The following is an 18,314-nucleotide window of genomic DNA, read 5'->3' on the forward strand; positions in this document are numbered from 1 at the left end:
GCAAAACTCTGCGCGGCTTTTTGCTGTGCGGATTATCCTTCAATTGATCTGCGACGTGTCCTTCATCTTGGCGACGTCACGCAGTGCATCCTCCAGAACTTCGACCGACTGTGCGCCCATGACGGCATATTTACTGTCGATGATGAAACAGGGAACGCCGGTGACGCCCATGCCGCGGGCCATATCGATTTCCTCGGAAACCGCGTCCTTGTCCGCATCCGACGCAAGCAGTGCGGCAATCACTGTGCGGTCGAGGCCGGCCTCGGTTGCAATGTCCAGCAATACCGCGTGATCGCCGATGTTGCGGCCCTCTTCGAAATTCGCCTTGAACAATAAGGTGGCAACTTCGCTCTGGGTGTCGCCGCCTTCGGTCAGTGCCCATCGGATCAGGCGGTGGGCATCAAGCGTATTGGGGCTGATCTTCACGGCATCAAAATTGAAGGCGATTCCGTCCTGTTCACCAAGGCCGGCCAGCATTTCATGGGCGCGATCCACCGCTGCCTGCCCGCCAAGCTTTTCGGCAAGATGGATCTTGTGATCGACGCCTTCCTGCGGCAGATCCGGATTGAGCTGGTACGGCCGCCAGTTAACCGTGACGAGGACATCGCCGGCGACATTCGCGATCGCCTGATCGAGCCGCGCCTTGCCAAGATAGCACCAGGGGCAGACGACGTCCGAGACGACGTCGATATTGACATGGTTCATGCACTTGCTCCTTGCGCGGAATATCGTTGAACAGCGACATAGGCGCAGCGTTTTGCGCTTTCAATGCGTTACCAAAAGTATACCGCCGCCAATTCCACGTTATTGCACAGTTTCGTCAAACCATGCCGGCAACTGGTAGCCATAGAGTGGTACGATACTCGGACGGCCAATCCGCTTTTCACGCGCCACCCATTGCGAGCCGACATGGTAGAGCGGCACCAGATAGAAGTTGGAAACCAACAGGCGATCATGTGCTCGCACGGCTGCCGTAAAATCTTCGACGCTGACGGCGCGCAGGATATGGTCGACCAGCGTATCGACATCCTTATCGGCGACACCGGCAAAATTCGAGCTGCCCTGCTGGTCGCGTGACTGCGATCCCCAATAGGTGACCTGCTCGATGCCCGGAGAGAGCGATGAGGGGAACGATTTCATGATGATATCGTAGTCGAAGGACTGGGTGCGCTGCTGATACTGCGAATCATCGACCGTACGCACGGATGCGGCAATCCCAAGTGCTGCGAGCGAGCGCTGATAGGTCAGCGCCAGTTTTTCCTGGCCCTCGTTCTGGGTCATGATCTCGAAGGCGAGCGGTATGCCCTGCGCGCTGAGCATCTTGCCATCCTTGATACCGTAGCCTGCTTCACGCAGCAGCGTCACGGCTTCACGCAACACATTGCGGTCGCGGCCCGAGGCATCGGTCACGGGCAGGCGGTATGTACCATCAAGGACCGATGGGTTGATGCGGTTTCGGATGTCGCCCAAAAGGCCCAGTTCACGGCTATCGGCAGCAACACCGAGATAGGAAAGTCCCGAGTTCTGCCAGAAGCTTTGCGTGCGGGTATAGGCTCCGTCAAAGAGGTTCTTGTTTGCCCATTCGAAATCAAAGACCAATGCCAGGCCCTGACGCAGTTTCGGGTTTTCGAACATCGGCCGGCGTGTGTTGAAGACGAAACCGAGCATGCCAGACGGGGTCTTCGGCGTGAACGTGTCCTTGATGACCTTGCCGGATTGGACGGCCGGGAAATTGTAGCTGCGCGCCCATTTTGTCGGGCTGCCTTCCGGATAAATGTCGATCTCACCCTTTTTGAAGGCCTCGAATAGCGAATTATCCTGCAGGAAATATTCGACGGAAATCTCGTCGTAATTATCGAAACCGATCTTTGCCGGCAGATCCTTTGCCCAATAATCAGGATTGCGCTTGTAGACGATCCGCTCTCCGGGTTTCACCTCGGCTACACGATAGGGGCCGGAGCCGAGTGGGAACTTGAGCGAGGTCTGATCAAATGTCGCAACGTCAATCGCATGTTTTGGCAGGATCGGTGTCATGGCGATCAAAAGCGGGAATTCGCGGTCGGCTTTGTCGTTGAATGTAAAGCGGACGCTGCGCTCGCCGATTTTCTCGACCTTGTCGACCTTTGCAAGCCGCGTGCTGAACGGGACGCGCCCCTTGTCGCGAAACAGTTCGAACGTGAAGATGACATCCTCTGGCGTCACCGGCTGTCCATCGGCCCATTTCGCCTTCGGATTGAGATTGAACTGGATAAATGTGCGGTCGTCATCCCACTCCACTGTCTCGGCCAGCAGCCCGTAGAGCGAAAAGGCTTCGTCTCGCGAGCGTTGCATCAGCGAATCATAGACGAGGTTACCGTATTCCGGGTCGAGCATGCCGCGCGCTGTGGTGCGCATGCTCTTCAGAATGAACGGGTTGAGACTGTCGAACGTACCAACCACGCCGTAGGAGACGCGGCCACCCTTCTTGACGTCCGGCTTGACATAAGGGAAGTTCTTGAAATCGGCGGGCAGGGCGGGTTGGCCGTGCATGGCGATGCCGTGAACCGGCTCTGCCTGTGCAGCTACAACGGTGCCAAGCGTGGCTAGCACCGAAATCAAACCCAAAAATAATGCGCGCAAAGCCCGCCTCCTGCTGTCGTCATCTCGTGAATCACGGCAAATTAACACGTTGATCAGCATTTCCAACCAACCGATACTTTAAAAGCCGATACCGGCCCAAGGACGGAATGCAAAAAAATGGCGGAGAGGCTGGATATCCGTCGCCGCTCGCTGTAACAGGTGTTCCCGGAGACGAGGGTCATGCAATTGCCTCATTTGCCCAACAGGAGAGCGGGCAGCTGACCATTGATCACGAGCGTCTTTAAGACTGCTCAGACACCGGAATTCAGGAGACGGGTATCATTATGATCTTCAAGTCGAACTTCACCAAAAAGGCTGCTTTGTCGGCATTTGCCGGCGCAGTTGCTGTTGCCGCGATGCCGGCCGCGTCTTTTGCACAGCAGGCTGCTGCCGGCGCCGCCCGCCCGCCGCAGGGCTGGTTCAAGGTCTGCACCAAGCAGGAAGACAATGATGTCTGCATCGTGCAGAATCTGTTGACGGCCAGCAATGGTCAGCTGATTACTGCCGTCGGCCTGATCAGCGTTCAGGGCAAGGTCAACCGCAAGGTTCTGCAGGTGTCGGTTCCATCCGCACGCCTGATCCCGCCGGGCATCCAGATGCAGATCGACGGTGGCAAGGGCGCCAAGCTCGACTACGCTATCTGCATGCCTGACAAGTGCGTTGCCGAAGTGCCCCTCAGCGACGCCGTTCTGGCCAGCCTGAAGAAGGGCGGCGAAGTCGTGTTCACGTCGGTTAACTTCCAGCGTGCGCCGAATCCGATCAAGATTTCGCTCGGTGGCTTCACCGGCGTTTTCGACGGCGAGCCGATCGAACAGTCCAAGCTCGAAGAGCGCCAGCGCCTGCTGCAGGAAGAAATGCAGAAGAAGGCTGAAGACGCCCGCAAGAAGTTGGAAGACGCCCAGAAGGCTGCCACCGCAAACTGATTGCCTGTACCATCAAACAAAAAGCCGCCGCGACAATCTCGCGGCGGCTTTTTGTTTTTCAGGCAAAGCCGTACCGGATGGCTTACCTCAGTGCTGGACAACCGCTTTCGGCTTGTATTGGCCGACAGTCTCCGGATCGAAAAATGCGTTCACTTGGGAATGACGCAAGGGCTGTCCGCTCTCGTCCGAAATGAGGTTCTGTTCGGAGACATAGGCAACGTATTCCGTTTCCTCATTCTCGGCGAGCAGGTGGTAAAACGGCTGATCCCTGGTCGGGCGGACTTCAGCGGGAATTGAATTCCACCATTCCTCGGTGTTGGCATATTCCGGATCGACATCGAAAATGACGCCGCGGAATGGAAACACGCGATGGCGAACAACCTGTCCAATCTGAAATTTTGCGTCTCTTTGTTTCATCATGTTAGGTTCCTTTCGCTGTAGTATGTGGTGGTTTTTCCTCAAACATCAAGTGTTACGCTCAGACGTGGCGCGGGCCCTAAACGTCATGGATAGACACAAGGCAGCGTTGCCGCGCGCCATTGCTTGCCTCTCCTGGAAAATCATCGTACCTCAAACAAGAGGAGTTCTTCGATGGCGGATAAAGCATGAGCAATCAGTGGGGTAGGGACCAACAGGTGACACGCGGCCGCGGCTCGTTCGGTCTCGTTTTGCCGGCTGTACTCTGCATGGCGCTGATTGCTGCCGGTGGCTATTTCTGGTTCGCACGGCAGGCGATGCAAACCGAAATTGCGGCGCTGAAGACCAGTACGGCCTCACTCACTGTCGAACTCGCCGAAGCCACGGCACAGCGAGACAAGGCGAACGGTGATCTCGTCAATTTCAAGAAGAATTCCGGCAACTGGGCCGAGGAGCTGGAAAAGGACTATGCCGAGCTGAAACTCAATGAGGTTCCGAAGCTCACCCGGCTGCTGGACAAGCGCGATGCGGATATTTCGGCGCTTGAAAAACTGCTGTTAACCGAGAAAGCGAGTGCGAAATCTGCCTCCGATGATTTTACGGCGACGATTGCCGGGCTGAACGCGCAGTTGAGCGCAGCCAGGGATGATCTTACCGACGCCAGAACGCAGGCGCAAAATCTTGGCGCCGACAAACTTGCCCTGAACAATCAGATAAACGGTTTGAAGGCGGGTCTCGAAAAGGCAACGGCCGATGCGATTGCGGCGCAAAAAGCGCTGGAGCAGAAGGTATCGGAAGCCGGGAAACAACCTTCGACATTCGAGTCGCCGCTTGATCTTGCCCGTGACGCGCAGATCAAGACGCTGGAACAGAGCCTTGGCGAAGAACGCCGCAAAGTGGAGACGCTGCAAAAGCAGCTCGAAGCCGCAGCCAGAATGACTGCCGAAACGCCATCCAATGGGCCTGTGATCGGCAAGCCTGTACCGGAGACTGGTCAGCCGGCCCCAAGCGTCGAATTGGTGCCGCGTGACCGGTTGATGGTGGACAACATCATTGGCACGACGCGCGGCATCGGTTTCCTGGATGACGAGAAGAAGCAGCGGCTGAAAAACCAGCTGGTATCAGGGGCTTGTGTTACGGATGCGCTGGAGAGCGTCTTTGACAAAGTGCCGCTGGTCCTGATGCGCAACCTGATGCGTGATTTCAAGAGTGATTGCTGACAACCGGTGTCTGCCAGCTTGGCGGTTCGCCTTACGGGGAGAAACATGATGTTCCGACAGGCTTTTGTAGCCGCGACGATGCTGACAGCGCTCGCGCTTACTCCGGTATCGGCAGCCGAGTTCGAAAAGAACATCATGACCGGCGGGCCGCAGGGTACCTATATCCAGATCGGGCGCGATATTGCAGCCCTCGGCAAGACATGTAGCTTAACACTCAACGTCAAGGAATCGGCTGGCTCGCTTGAGAACTTTGTCGGCGTGCGCAACAGCAGGAATACCCAGTTCGGCATCGTCCAGAGCGATGTACTTGAATATCTGAAAACATTCGAGGCCGATGACCTGGAAGTGCAGCAAGCCGTGCGTGGCGTCCGCATCATGTATCCGCTCTACAATGAGGAAATCCATGTTCTCGCCCGCACAGATGTCAAGGACATGGGCGATCTGGCGGGCAAGAAAGTGGCCGTCGGCGTCAAGGATAGCGGCACATTTCTGACGTCCTCGCTGGTCCTAGATATCCTGCAGGTCAAGACCGGAGAGCGGGTGCCGCTCAATCCGGACGCAGCCCTGCCAAAACTTCTCGCTGGTGAGATCGATGCCTTCTTCTACGTCGCCGGCGCACCGGCAGCGCTGTTCAAGAACAATCCGATCGACGGCGCGAAATTCCATCTCGTGCCGATTACCGAAGCGCCGCTTCTGGCGACCTACACACCGTCGCGGATCGACGGTGGAACCTATGCTTTCCAGAAGGAACCGGTCGAGCTGATCGCGGTCAAGGCTGTGATGATGACCTATGATTACGACGTCAAGCGCAACGCCTATCAGCGTGAAAGCTGTAAGGCGGTCTCGGAGTTCTCCAACCTCATCCTCAACAATCTCGACAAGCTGCAGGCGAGCGGCCATCCGAAATGGAAGGATGTCGATCTGACGGCCTTGCCGCCCGGCTGGCAGGTCGGCGTCTGCGTCAAGGCCGGCATGGCGCTCGACTACAAGCCTGCATGCAAGGCGCCAGCGGCAGCAGACCAAGGGCAGGACGGCAACGAGGAATATCTCAACCTGCTGAAACAGCGGCTGAAAAAACAATAACCTGGTCAAAAGTCCAAGAACAAAAAAAGCCGGATTTTCGCGAATCCGGCCTTTTGCATTGATCGTCCGGACCCACCAAACGCGGGACCGTAATCCGGCTGTTAGGCCGAGTAGTACATGTCGAATTCGACCGGGTGCGGGGTCATTTCGTAGCGCATGACTTCGACCATCTTCAGTTCGATGTAGGAATCGATCTGGTCATCATCGAAGACGCCACCGGCGGTCAGGTACTTGCGATCCTTGTCCAGGCTTTCCAGTGCCTCGCGCAACGAAGCGCAGACGGTCGGGATCTTCTTCAGTTCCTTCGGCGGCAGGTCGTAGAGATCTTTGTCCATGGCCTTGCCAGGATGGATCTTGTTCTTGATGCCATCGAGACCGGCCATCAACATGGCGGCGAACCCGAGATAGGGGTTGCCCAGCGGATCGGGGAAGCGGATTTCGACGCGCTTGGACTTCGGACCCGTGCCGAATGGAATGCGGCAGGAAGCCGAGCGGTTGCGGGCCGAGTAGGCCAGCAGAACCGGGGCCTCATAACCAGGCACGAGACGCTTGTAGGAGTTGGTCGTCGGGTTAGTGAAGGCGTTGATCGACTTGGCATGCTTGATGATGCCGCCGATGAAGAACAGGCAGCTCTCCGACAGGCCGGCATATTCATCGCCGGCGAACTGCGGCTTTGAGTCCTTCCAGATCGACAGGTGGACGTGCATGCCCGAACCGTTATCGCCGAAGATGGGCTTGGGCATGAAGGTTGCCGTCTTACCATAGGCATTGGCGACCTGGTGGACGACGTACTTGTAGATCTGCACCTTGTCGGCGCTGCGAACGAGCGTGTCGAACTTCACGCCGAGTTCATGCTGGGCGGCCGCTACTTCGTGATGCTGCTTTTCGACGGTGACGCCCATCTCGGTGAGCACCGTCAGCATTTCGGAGCGCATGTCCTGGCACGAATCGACCGGCGGAACCGGGAAGTAGCCGCCCTTGACGCGCGGACGATGACCGAGGTTACCGGTCTCGTAATCGGTATCGTCGTTCGACGGCAGCTCGGATGAGTCGAGCTTGAAGCCGGTATTGTACGGATCGGCCTTGTATTTGACGTCGTCGAAGACGAAGAATTCGGGTTCAGGGCCTGCATAGACGGTGTCGCCGATGCCGGATGCCTTCAGGTAAGCTTCGGCCTTCTTGGCAATGCCGCGCGGATCGCGGTTATAGGCTTCGCCGGAGACCGGGTCGAGAATGTCGCAGACGATAACCATCGTCGATTGCGCAAAGAAGGGATCCATGTGGACGGTCGCCGGATCCGGCATCAGCACCATGTCGGACTCGTTGATGGCCTTCCAGCCGCCGATCGACGAGCCGTCGAACATGACGCCATCGGCGAACATGTCTTCGTCGACACAGCCGATGTCCATGGTCAGATGATGCAGCTTGCCCTTCGGATCGGTGAAGCGCAGATCAACGAACTTGACGTCGTTTTCCTTGATTTGCTTGAGGATATCACTTGCAGTCGTCATGTTTTGAAAGTCCCTCTTTTGAGATGACGAGGTAGGCCTAAACCGAACCGGTTAGGCGGATTAGATGGCGTCGATGCCGGTTTCGCCGGTACGGATGCGGATGACCTCTTCGATATTGGAGACGAAGATTTTTCCGTCGCCAATACGTCCGGTCTGCGCGGCATTCCGTATGGCCTCGATCACGGCCTCCGCATTTTCGTCAGCCAATACGACTTCAACTTTCACCTTCGGGAGAAAATCAACAACGTATTCTGCCCCACGATAAAGCTCCGTGTGACCCTTCTGGCGCCCAAAGCCTTTGGCTTCGGTGACGGTGATCCCTTGCAGGCCAACTTCCTGAAGGGCTTCCTTCACTTCGTCCAGCTTGAAAGGCTTTATGATCGCTTCGATCTTTTTCATGAGAAAATATCTCTCCGCTTCTCCCGTTATGGCAGGCTTATGCCCGCTCGCCCTCAATATGCATTTTATATGCCAGATATGGCAAATGCGATGCTGTTTCGGGTTAAAACACCCTCAGCTGCGATGATCATATCTCTTTCTCCGGAATAAACAGCGTCATTTGCCTATTTTTTATGAATTTTTCTGCCTGAACGCGCTTTGTCCTCAGGGTGCATTGGCTGTTGCTGCGGAAGCCAGCACAGGTCAGTGCGGATTCTGTGCAAATGCCTAAAAAGTAAACAAAGTAAGATCGCGTTTTAAGCTTGTCGGCTCTTCTGCTTGCGGGCATTTTGAGGCATGTCCTTCGACCGCACAGTATCCATTATCACTCCTACGGAAATGTCCGCGATCGACAGCGATGCGGCAGTATCCGGGATCGACAGTTTTGGATTGATGACATCGGCGGGGCTGGCCGTTTCCGCAGCTGCCCTGCGGCTTTATCCACAGGCGCTGCGGTTTGTCGTTCTCTGCGGGCCTGGCAATAATGGCGGCGATGGTTATATCGCCGCTGCCGCGTTGCAGCGAAGCGGCGCGGAGGTCGCCGTTCACGCATTGGGCTGCAGCGCCCGCCTTACGGGCGATGCAGCCCGCGCCCATGCGCAGTGGGCAAAAAGTGTTGAAACACTTGCGGCCTACCAGCCCGAACCTGGAGATGTTGTCATTGACGCCTTGTTTGGCGCCGGCTTGTCCCGTGCCGTTCCGGATGACGCAGCTTTGGTGATGCAGGCCGTGGGTCGGGCCGGAATTCCCGTTATCGCTGTTGACCTGCCGTCCGGTCTTGATGGCCTCACCGGGCAGGTGCTCGGCGAGAGCTTTCGAGCCGGGCATACCGTCACATTCATGGCGCGAAAGCCGGGGCATCTGCTGTTGCCGGGACGCACATTGTGCGGCAGTCTTGAGGTGTTCGATATCGGCATACCCGAACGTATTCTGCTCAACCATACAAGCGGGCTTTGCGAAAATGGCCCGCATCTCTGGGCCGGACTGGCCCATATCCTTGATCCCTCGGCCCATAAATTCAAGCGTGGCCATCTCGCAATCTTTTCAGGCGGGTCGCTTTCGACCGGGGCGGCACGGCTTTCGGCTGCGGCTGGGTTGAAGGCGGGCGCCGGATTGGTGACGGTGGCGTCCGCCTCTGCAGCGCTCACCGCCAATGCAGTTCATCTGACCGCCGTCATGCTGAAGCAGATCGAGGATGCCGCCGCTCTGTCCGACTGGCTTGCCGACAGGCGTATCAGCGCCTTCGTGCTTGGCCCGGGATTTGGCGATCTGGAGAAGGCGCGGCAATATACTCTAATGCTCTGCGACAGGGCGCTGGTGCTTGATGCCGACGGGATTACCGCGTTCAAGGATGATCCAGCCCCACTTTTCAACGCCTTTTCCGGTGGCGAACCCCGGCTGGTGATGACCCCGCACGAGGGCGAGTTCGCCCGGCTGTTTGCCGATATCGACGCCGACCAGACGCTCTCGAAGATTGATCGTGCCCTCGCGGCTGCGAAACGCAGCCATGCCGTGATTGTCTACAAAGGCGCCGATACGGTCATTGCGGCACCAGACGGCCGCGCCGCAATCAACGCCAATGCGCCTCCGTGGCTGGCGACGGCGGGATCGGGCGATACGCTCGCTGGCATCATCGGCGCACACCTGGCGCAGGGCATGCCGGCCTTTGAAGCGGCCGCCGCTGGCGTCTGGAGACACGGCCAGGCAGGCGCTAAGGCAGGCGAGGGCTTGACTGCAGACGATCTCGCCGCAGCGATCGGGCCGTTGCCGCCAGTCCGCTGATCAGTTCACCCGCTTCTGCAGCGCCTGCGCGCCGTTCGGGGCATTGACCTTGCCCTCGGTGATGAAGAAGGCAAACACGTCGCGCGGCTTCTTTTCCGGCTTGTGGCCGGGATCGGCATGCGCGAGATCACTGACATCGCCGCCTGCTGCCCAGATCTTCAGCCGTTCAGCCCAGAGATCGAGGCGTTTTTCATCATAGCAGGTTTTGACGTCATCGCTGCCGGTCTGAAGACGTGTATAGACGAAATCACTAGTGACGTCGGCGATCATCGGATAGTCGAAATGGTCTGCGCAGACGACAGCAACCTTATGCTTGGCAAGCAAGGCGGTGAATTCCGGCGTGCAGAAAGAATCATGCCGTACTTCCACGACATGTTGCAGCGTCAGGCCGTCCTGCTTCTCCGGTAGCAGCGCTAGAAACGCACCAAAATCATCGGCATCGAATTTCTTGGTTGGCATGAACTGCCAGAGGATCGGTCCGAGATGCGGTCCGAGTTCCGTCAGTCCCTGGCCGAGAAATTTGCCGATCGATTCACCGGCTTCCGCCAGCACCTTCTTGTTGGTGGCAAAGCGGCTGGCTTTCAGCGAGAAGACAAAGTCGTCCGGCACTTCCGACGCCCATTTGGCGAATGTTTCCGGCTTTTGAGAGCCGTAATAGGTGCCGTTGACTTCGATGGCTTTCAGCTGGCTGCTGGCATATTCCAGCTGCCGCTTCTTCGCCAGCGTCTCCGGATAAAACGTTCCTTCCCAAGGATCGAAGGTCCAGCCGCCAATGCCGCAGCGGATTGTGCCTGATGTCGACATGCGCTTTCCTCTCCCCGTATCCCTTATTCCGCCGCCGCCATCTTGCGGATCGGCCGCCGCTCCAGAAGTTCCTTGAGGAAGGCGCCGGTATGGGAGCGCTTCTCCTTGACGATATCTTCTGGCGTACCCGCGGCGATCACTTCGCCGCCACCATCACCGCCTTCCGGACCGAAATCGATCACCCAGTCGGCTGTCTTGATGACTTCGAGATTGTGCTCGATGACAACGACCGAATTGCCCTGGTTGACCAGTTCGTGCAGCACTTCCAGAAGCTTGGCGACGTCATGGAAATGCAGGCCGGTGGTCGGTTCGTCGAGAATGTAGAGCGTGCGGCCCGTCGAACGCTTAGACAGTTCCTTGGCTAGCTTGACGCGCTGTGCCTCGCCGCCCGACAGGGTGTTGGCCTGCTGCCCGACCTTGATATAGCCGAGGCCAACGCCTTGCAGCGCCTGCAGCTTGTCGCGCACGGCGGGAACGGCGGCGAAGAACTCGACGCCCTCCTCGACGGTCATATCGAGCACGTCGGCGATCGACTTGCCCTTGAAATGCACGTCGAGCGTTTCGCGGTTGTAGCGCTTGCCGTGGCAGACGTCGCAGGTGACATAGACATCCGGCAGGAAGTGCATCTCGATCTTGATGACGCCATCGCCCTGACAGGCTTCGCAACGGCCGCCCTTGACGTTGAAGGAGAAGCGGCCCGGCTGATAGCCGCGGGTCTTGGCTTCCGGCAGGCCGGCGAACCAGTCGCGGATTGGCGTGAACGCGCCGGTATAGGTGGCCGGGTTGGAGCGCGGCGTGCGGCCGATCGGCGACTGGTCGATGTCGATGACCTTGTCGATGTGCTCGAACCCGTCGATCCGGTCATGCTCGGCCGGATTTTCGCGTGCACCCATGATGCGGCGGGCGGCTGCCTTGTAGAGCGTTTCGATCAGGAAGGTTGATTTGCCGCCGCCCGACACGCCGGTGACAGCCGTGAACACGCCGAGCGGGATCGACGCCGTGACGTTCTTCAGGTTGTTGGCGCGGGCGCCGACAACAGTGATTTCCTTTTTCTTTTTCAGCTTGCGCCGCTCTGCCGGAACGGCGACCGATAGTTCGCCGGAGAGATATTTTCCGGTCAGCGAATTCGGATTGGCAAGAACTTCCGGCGGCGTGCCTTGTGCCACCACTTCGCCGCCATGAATACCGGCAGCCGGACCGATATCGACGACATAATCGGCCGTCATGATCGCATCCTCGTCATGCTCGACGACGATCACCGTATTGCCGATATCGCGCAGATGCCGCAGCGTATCGAGCAGGCGGGCGTTGTCGCGCTGATGCAGGCCGATGGAGGGCTCATCGAGAACGTAGAGTACACCGGTAAGGCCCGAGCCGATCTGCGAGGCCAGCCGGATGCGCTGGCTCTCCCCGCCCGACAGGGTGCCGGAATTGCGTGAGAGGCTGAGATACTCAAGCCCGACATCATTGAGGAAGCGCAGCCGTTCGCGGATTTCCTTGAGGATGCGCACGGCGATCTCGTTCTGCTTGGCGTTCATATGCTCGGGCAGAACGTCGAACCAGTCACGCGCAACACGGATCGACATCTGCGTGACTTCGCCGATATGCAACTTGTTGATCTTGACTGCGAGTGCTTCGGGCTTCAGGCGGAAACCGTTACAGGACGGGCATGGCGCGGCCGACATGTAGCGCTCGATTTCCTCACGTGCCCAGGCGCTGTCGGTCTCCTTCCAGCGCCGCTCCAGATTGGGCACGATGCCTTCGAAATTCTTGGTCGTGTTGTAGGAGCGGGCGCCGTCCTCGTAGTGAAAGCTGATCTTTTCCTCGGTGCCCTGCAGGATGGCGTGCTTGGCTTCGTCGGAAAGATCGGTCCATTTGCTCGACAGCTTGAAGCCGAAGGCTTTGCCGAGCGCTTCCAGCGTCTGATTATAATAAGGTGACGACGATTTCGCCCAGGGCGCGATGGCGCCGCTCTTCAGCGTCTTATCGGGCTCGGGGATGATCAGTGCTTCGTCGATTTTCTGCTGGCTACCAAGTCCATCGCAGGTCGGGCAGGCGCCGAACGGATTGTTGAACGAGAACAGCCGCGGCTCGATCTCCGAAATGGTGAAGCCGGATACGGGGCAGGCGAATTTTTCGGAAAACAGCACACGCTCATGCGTTTCGTTGAGTGACTTGTTGGCCGCGCCACCAGCTGCGGTTTCCTCAGGCGGCAGCGGCTTGTCGGCAAATTCGGCAATCGCCAGGCCGTCGGCCAGCGTCAGGCAGGTTTCCAGGCTGTCAGCGAGGCGCGTCGTCAGGTCGGGGCGCACGACGACACGGTCGACGACAACGTCGATGTCATGCTTGTATTTCTTGTCGAGCGCTGGTGCCTCGGCGATCTCGTAAAACTGCCCGTCAATCTTGACGCGCTGAAACCCCTTCTTCATCAACTCGGCAAGTTCTTTCTTGTATTCGCCCTTGCGGCCACGCACGATCGGCGCGAGAATATAAAGACGGGTGCCTTCGCCGAAATCGACGACGCGATCGACCATCTGGCTGACTGTCTGGCTTTCGATCGGCAAACCGGTGGCGGGCGAATAGGGTACGCCGACGCGGGCGAAGAGAAGGCGCATGTAGTCGTAGATTTCGGTGACAGTGCCCACCGTCGAGCGCGGATTGCGCGAGGTGGTTTTCTGCTCGATCGAGATGGCCGGAGACAGACCGTCGATCTGGTCGACATCCGGCTTCTGCATCATTTCGAGGAACTGACGGGCATAGGCCGACAGGCTCTCGACATAACGGCGCTGTCCTTCCGCATAGATCGTATCGAAGGCAAGCGAGGATTTTCCCGAGCCCGACAGGCCGGTCATGACGATCAGCTTGTTGCGCGGCAGATCAAGGTCGATGCCCTTGAGATTGTGTTCGCGCGCGCCGCGGATGGAAATGGTCTCGAGTTTGCTCATCGTGCCCAGCTTTGTACAGGTATTGGAAAGCTCCTATTTAAGTACGCCAGCGCCCATGTCGAGGCGCAAGCAGAAAAACAGCAGGCTTTCCGAGTCGGTTGACAGGTTATTGCAAATTTAATAGAACAAATAAAGAACATAATTTAAAATCTGTTGTGGATGACACAATGCACAGGGGCGTATGCTTGGCCGTCAGCCGCTAAGATGCGCGCTCTGAATTTGGTAGCCGGGCTGAAAGGCCGGGCAGGACAGCGGGAAAAGCAAGATGGCAGGCAGTGTCAACAAGGTGATTTTGATCGGCAACCTCGGGGCAGACCCGGAAATCCGGCGCACGCAAGACGGCAAGCCGATCGCCAACCTCAACATTGCGACTTCGGAAAGCTGGCGCGACCGCAATTCCGGCGAGCGCAAGGAAAAGACCGAATGGCATCGCGTGGTGATCTTCAACGAAGGCCTCTGCAAGGTTGCCGAGCAGTATCTGAAGAAGGGCTCGACCGTCTATGTCGAAGGCCAGCTGCAGACCCGCAAATGGCAGGACAAGGACGGCCAGGACCGATACTCGACGGAAATCGTGCTGCAGGGCTTCAACTCCACACTGACCATGCTTGGTGGCCGTGGTGACGGGCAGGGTGCTGGCGGTGGCCGCGGCGGCTCCGAATATGGCGGCGGCAATGCCGGCGGCGGTTCCAGCAACTATGGCGGCGATTACGATCGTCCATCCTCGGCGCCGGCGGGGCGCAGCGGCGGCGGCAACAGCGGCGGGAATTTTTCGCGCGATATGGACGACGATATTCCCTTTTGATCCAAGTGATCTACAGTCAAAAAGGCCCGGGAAACCGGGCCTTTTTCGTCAATGGGACCTGCCACAATTGAGCGTGATCACAACCCCATGGTCGATTTGACGCCATCGACGACGAACTGCACCGCCAAGGCCGCGAGGATGACGCCGAGCAGGCGTGTCAGGATGGCGCGGCCGGTGACACCTAAAAACCGGTCGATGCGTTCGGCAATGACGAGTGAGGCAAACAGGACGGCCAGGCAGAAGGCGATGACCAGGATCAGCTGCACACGGTCGATGGTTGCCGAAAACGAACCGGACAACAGGATCGTCGCCGAGATGGCGCCGGGGCCGGCAATCAGCGGCAGTGCCAAGGGGAAAACCGCGATATTGTGAATGTGATCGCGGGTGATGGCCGTTTCGCCGGTCTTTTCCTTGCGCTCGTTGCGCTTCTCGAAGATCATTTCGAAGGCGATCCAGAACAGCAGCAGGCCGCCGGCAATCCGGAAGGCGCCGATGGAGATGCCGAGCAGGCCAAGTATACTGCTTCCGAACAAAGCGAACGCCGACAGGATGAAAAAAGCGATCAGCGTGCCACGCCGAGCCACCAGAAAGCGCTCCTGACGGCTCATGCCGACAGTCAAGCTCAGGAAGATCGGCGCAAGGCCGGGCGGATCGATGGTGACCAGGATCGTGGTCAGCGCATTGATCAAAAGGTCGATATGAGACATCCCATTCCCCTCGCGGCCTTGTTTATGATGACCGTCTGATGAATTGTTAGGCGAGGGGATCGCTGAATGAAAGACCTGTCCTTCACTGTTTAGCCGCTTTTGCCTTGCAAATGCCTGCAAGAGCGACGATGAGCCTAAAAGGCTGTTCACAACCCGGCCCCGAAATTGGCGCTCGCCAACGCATTCGGCTATAAAAATCTGTCTGATTCTGAACAAAGATCGTGATCGAAATTGACTGAACAAAGCACACCAGGCGGCGGCAAGAACCCACCAGGCATCGAGCCCATTTCCATCATGGAGGAAATGCAGCGCTCGTATCTCGATTACGCCATGAGCGTTATCGTCAGCCGTGCTCTTCCCGATGTCCGCGATGGTCTGAAGCCCGTGCACCGGCGCATCCTGTTCGGGATGAGCGAACTGGGCATCGACTGGAACAAGAAATACGTCAAATGCGCCCGCGTCACCGGGGACGTGATGGGTAAATTCCATCCGCACGGCAACTCGGCGATCTATGATGCGCTCGCCCGTATGGCGCAGCCCTGGTCGCTGCGGCTGCCGCTGATCGATGGTCAGGGCAATTTCGGCTCGATCGACGGCGATCCGCCGGCGGCCGAACGTTATACCGAGTGCCGGCTTGAAAAGGCCGCCCATGCGCTGCTCGACGATCTCGACAAGGAAACGGTCGATTTTCGCGACAACTATGATGGCACGCTGAGCGAGCCGTCCGTCGTGCCTGCGAAGTTCCCGAACCTTCTGGTCAACGGGGCAGGCGGCATCGCCGTCGGCATGGCGACCAATATCCCGCCACACAATCTGATCGAAGTGATCAACGGCTGTATCGCGCTGATTGATGAACCTGGCCTTGAACTGCCGCAGCTGATGGAGATCATTCCGGGGCCGGACTTCCCGACCGGCGCTTTCATCCTTGGCCGGTCCGGCATCCGTTCGGCTTATGAGACGGGCCGCGGCTCGGTCATCATGCGCGGCCGCGCCACCATCGAGCCGATGCGCGGCGACCGCGAACAGATCATCATCACCGAAGTTCCCTATCAGGTGAACAAGGCGACGATGATCGAGAAGATGGCCGAACTGGTCAAGGACAAGCGCATCGAGGGTATTTCCGACCTTCGCGACGAATCCGACCGCCAAGGTTACCGTGTCGTCGTCGAACTGAAGCGCGACGCCAATGCCGAGGTCATCCTCAACCAGCTCTATCGCTACACACCACTGCAGACCTCGTTTGGCTGCAACATGGTGGCGCTGAACGGCGGCAAGCCGGAGCAGATGACGCTGCTCGACATGCTGCGCGCCTTCGTTGCCTTCCGCGAGGAAGTCATCAGCCGCCGTACCAAGTACCTGCTGCGAAAGGCGCGCGAACGCGCGCATGTGTTGGTCGGTCTTGCCATCGCCGTTGCCAATATCGACGAGATCATCAAGCTGATCCGCGAAGCGCCGGATCCGGCCACGGCCCGCGAACAATTGATGACACGCCGTTGGCCGGCATCGGATGTCGAAAGCCTGATCCGTCTGATCGACGATCCGCGCCACCGTATCAACGAGGACCTCACCTATAACCTGTCCGAAGAGCAGGCCCGGGCGATTCTCGAATTGCGTCTGGCCCGCCTGACGGCCCTTGGCCGCGATGAAATCGGCGACGAACTGAACAAGATTGGCGCCGAGATCAGCGACTATCTCGATATCCTGTCGTCGCGCATTCGCATCATGACCATCGTCAAGGACGAACTGATTGCCGTTCGCGACGAGTTCGGCACGCCGCGCCGCACCGAGATCGTCGAAGGCGGTCTCGATATGGACGACGAAGACCTGATTGCCCAGGAAGACATGGTCATCACCGTGTCTCACCTTGGGTATATCAAGCGCGTGCCGCTGGCGACCTACCGGGCCCAGCGCCGTGGCGGCAAGGGCCGCTCTGGCATGGCGACGCGCGACGAGGATTTCGTCACGCGCCTGTTCGTTGCCAACACACACACGCCAATGCTGTTCTTCTCCTCGCGCGGCATCGTCTACAAGGAAAAGGTTTGGCGCCTGCCGGTCGGTACGCCGCAATCACGCGGCAAAGCGCTGATCAACATGCTGCCGCTGGAGCCCGGCGAACGCATCACCACGATCATGCCGCTGCCCGAGGACGAAACGACGTGGGAAAACCTCGACGTGATGTTCTCGACAACACGTGGAACGGTCCGCCGCAACAAGCTGTCGGATTTCGTCCAGGTCAATCGCAACGGCAAGATTGCCATGAAGCTGGATGAAGAGGGTGACGAGATCCTCTCCGTCGAAACCTGTACCGAACATGACGATGTGCTGATGACGACGGCGCTCGGCCAGTGCATCCGCTTCTCGGTTGATGACGTCCGTGTCTTTGCCGGCCGCAACTCGATCGGTGTTCGCGGCATCACGCTCGGCGAAGGCGACCGGATCATCTCGATGACCATCGTCGGCCATGTCGATGCCGAGCCGTGGGAACGGGCAGCCTATCTCAAGCGCGCCGCCGCCGAAAGGCGGGCGGCAACCGGCGAAGACGAGGAAATCGCGCTCGTCGGCGAGGAAGTTACCGAAGAAGGTCAGCTCGACGACGCCCGTTATGAGGAACTCAAAGCACGCGAACAGTTCGTGCTGACGGTCTCCGTCAAGGGTTTTGGCAAGCGCTCCTCCACCTACGACTTCCGCACCTCCGGCCGTGGCGGCAAGGGTATCCGCGCGACGGATACCTCGAAGACCGGCGAAATCGGCGAACTGGTCGCGGCCTTCCCGGTCGAAGACAATGACCAGATCATGCTCGTTTCCGATGGCGGCCAGTTGATCCGCGTTCCGGTTGGCGGCATTCGGCTTGCAAGCCGTGCCACCAAGGGTGTGACGATCTTCTCCACCGCCAAGGACGAAAAGGTCGTTTCGGTCGAGCGCATCAGCGAGCCTGAAGCAGAAGAGGACGAGGACGCCGCAGGCCAGACGGAGATGCCGGATGACGATGCTCCGGCCATCGATCCGCCGGCTGCAACCGAAGAGTAAAGTCTTTCGTCTCATGATTGAAAAGCCGGGTGATCA

General features: G+C 58.4%; 14 protein-coding genes. 6 read left to right on the forward strand and 8 right to left on the reverse strand.

The genetic code is table 11. The features are described 5' to 3' along the window. Nucleotides 1–39: 39 nt before the first annotated feature. Both ACSQ3J_RS20530 and ACSQ3J_RS20535 read right to left on the reverse strand, forming a co-directional pair. Nucleotides 40–705: a DsbA family oxidoreductase gene (locus ACSQ3J_RS20530; protein ID WP_060505393.1), complete on the reverse strand. Its 666-nt coding sequence runs from the start codon at nt 703–705 to the stop codon at nt 40–42. A 99-nt stretch (nt 706–804) separates the two neighbouring features. Continuing rightward, nucleotides 805–2,679 carry an extracellular solute-binding protein gene (locus ACSQ3J_RS20535; protein ID WP_436040017.1) on the reverse strand — a complete coding sequence of 625 codons (1,875 nt, stop codon included), beginning with the start codon at nt 2,677–2,679 and terminating at the stop codon, nt 805–807. 224 nt (nt 2,680–2,903) lie between these two features. Between ACSQ3J_RS20535 and ACSQ3J_RS20540 the strand changes: the two genes are divergently transcribed. After that, the gene (locus ACSQ3J_RS20540) at nt 2,904–3,542 is read left to right on the forward strand and encodes an invasion associated locus B family protein (RefSeq protein ID WP_060505395.1); all 639 of its coding nucleotides are present in this window, start codon (nt 2,904–2,906) and stop codon (nt 3,540–3,542) included. A gap of 87 nt (nt 3,543–3,629) precedes the next feature. Here ACSQ3J_RS20540 and hspQ read toward each other — a convergent pair whose 3' ends face one another. Beyond that, nucleotides 3,630–3,959, reverse strand: a complete 330-nt coding sequence (gene hspQ / locus ACSQ3J_RS20545; protein WP_436040033.1) for a heat shock protein HspQ — start codon at nt 3,957–3,959, stop codon at nt 3,630–3,632. Between the two features lie 188 nt (nt 3,960–4,147). Between hspQ and ACSQ3J_RS20550 the strand changes: the two genes are divergently transcribed. Beyond that, nucleotides 4,148–5,179 (forward strand): hypothetical protein, encoded by a 1,032-nt coding sequence (locus tag ACSQ3J_RS20550; protein WP_436040018.1) that lies wholly within the window; start codon nt 4,148–4,150, stop codon nt 5,177–5,179. A 45-nt stretch (nt 5,180–5,224) separates the two neighbouring features. Beyond that, nucleotides 5,225–6,262 (forward strand): TAXI family TRAP transporter solute-binding subunit, encoded by a 1,038-nt coding sequence (locus tag ACSQ3J_RS20555; protein WP_436040020.1) that lies wholly within the window; start codon nt 5,225–5,227, stop codon nt 6,260–6,262. Nucleotides 6,263–6,363: 101 nt separating this feature from the next. Here the strand turns inward: ACSQ3J_RS20555 and glnA are convergent, their stop codons facing one another. Together glnA and ACSQ3J_RS20565 are read right to left on the reverse strand one after the other, a co-directional pair. Further along, a complete protein-coding gene (glnA, locus tag ACSQ3J_RS20560) occupies nt 6,364–7,773 on the reverse strand; it encodes a type I glutamate--ammonia ligase (RefSeq protein WP_060505398.1) in 1,410 nt (469 codons plus the stop codon). Between the two features lie 60 nt (nt 7,774–7,833). Then, complete coding sequence (locus ACSQ3J_RS20565; RefSeq protein WP_018324798.1) at nt 7,834–8,172, reverse strand: P-II family nitrogen regulator; 339 nt, start codon at nt 8,170–8,172, stop codon at nt 7,834–7,836. A gap of 336 nt (nt 8,173–8,508) precedes the next feature. Here ACSQ3J_RS20565 and ACSQ3J_RS20570 point away from each other — a divergent pair, with 336 nt between their 5' ends. Continuing rightward, the gene (locus tag ACSQ3J_RS20570; protein WP_060505399.1) at nt 8,509–9,993 is read left to right on the forward strand and encodes a bifunctional ADP-dependent NAD(P)H-hydrate dehydratase/NAD(P)H-hydrate epimerase; all 1,485 of its coding nucleotides are present in this window, start codon (nt 8,509–8,511) and stop codon (nt 9,991–9,993) included. Here the strand turns inward: ACSQ3J_RS20570 and ACSQ3J_RS20575 are convergent, their stop codons facing one another. Together ACSQ3J_RS20575 and uvrA are read right to left on the reverse strand one after the other, a co-directional pair. Next, nucleotides 9,994–10,797, reverse strand: a complete 804-nt coding sequence (locus tag ACSQ3J_RS20575; protein ID WP_060505400.1) for a DUF72 domain-containing protein — start codon at nt 10,795–10,797, stop codon at nt 9,994–9,996. Between the two features lie 23 nt (nt 10,798–10,820). Further along, on the reverse strand, nt 10,821–13,742 hold the full coding sequence (uvrA, locus tag ACSQ3J_RS20580) for an excinuclease ABC subunit UvrA (RefSeq protein WP_436040022.1): 2,922 nt from the start codon (nt 13,740–13,742) through the stop codon (nt 10,821–10,823). Nucleotides 13,743–14,007: 265 nt separating this feature from the next. Between uvrA and ACSQ3J_RS20585 the strand changes: the two genes are divergently transcribed. Then, a complete protein-coding gene (locus ACSQ3J_RS20585) occupies nt 14,008–14,544 on the forward strand; it encodes a single-stranded DNA-binding protein (protein ID WP_436040024.1) in 537 nt (178 codons plus the stop codon). Nucleotides 14,545–14,621: 77 nt separating this feature from the next. Here ACSQ3J_RS20585 and ACSQ3J_RS20590 read toward each other — a convergent pair whose 3' ends face one another. Continuing rightward, nucleotides 14,622–15,251 carry a MarC family protein gene (locus ACSQ3J_RS20590; RefSeq protein WP_060505403.1) on the reverse strand — a complete coding sequence of 210 codons (630 nt, stop codon included), beginning with the start codon at nt 15,249–15,251 and terminating at the stop codon, nt 14,622–14,624. 231 nt (nt 15,252–15,482) lie between these two features. Here ACSQ3J_RS20590 and gyrA point away from each other — a divergent pair, with 231 nt between their 5' ends. Continuing rightward, nucleotides 15,483–18,278 (forward strand): DNA gyrase subunit A, encoded by a 2,796-nt coding sequence (gene gyrA / locus ACSQ3J_RS20595; protein ID WP_436040025.1) that lies wholly within the window; start codon nt 15,483–15,485, stop codon nt 18,276–18,278. Nucleotides 18,279–18,314: the final 36 nt, after the last annotated feature.

This window comes from Rhizobium sp. LjRoot98, from assembly GCF_964252935.1.
Classification (GTDB): Bacteria; Pseudomonadota; Alphaproteobacteria; order Rhizobiales; family Rhizobiaceae; genus Pararhizobium.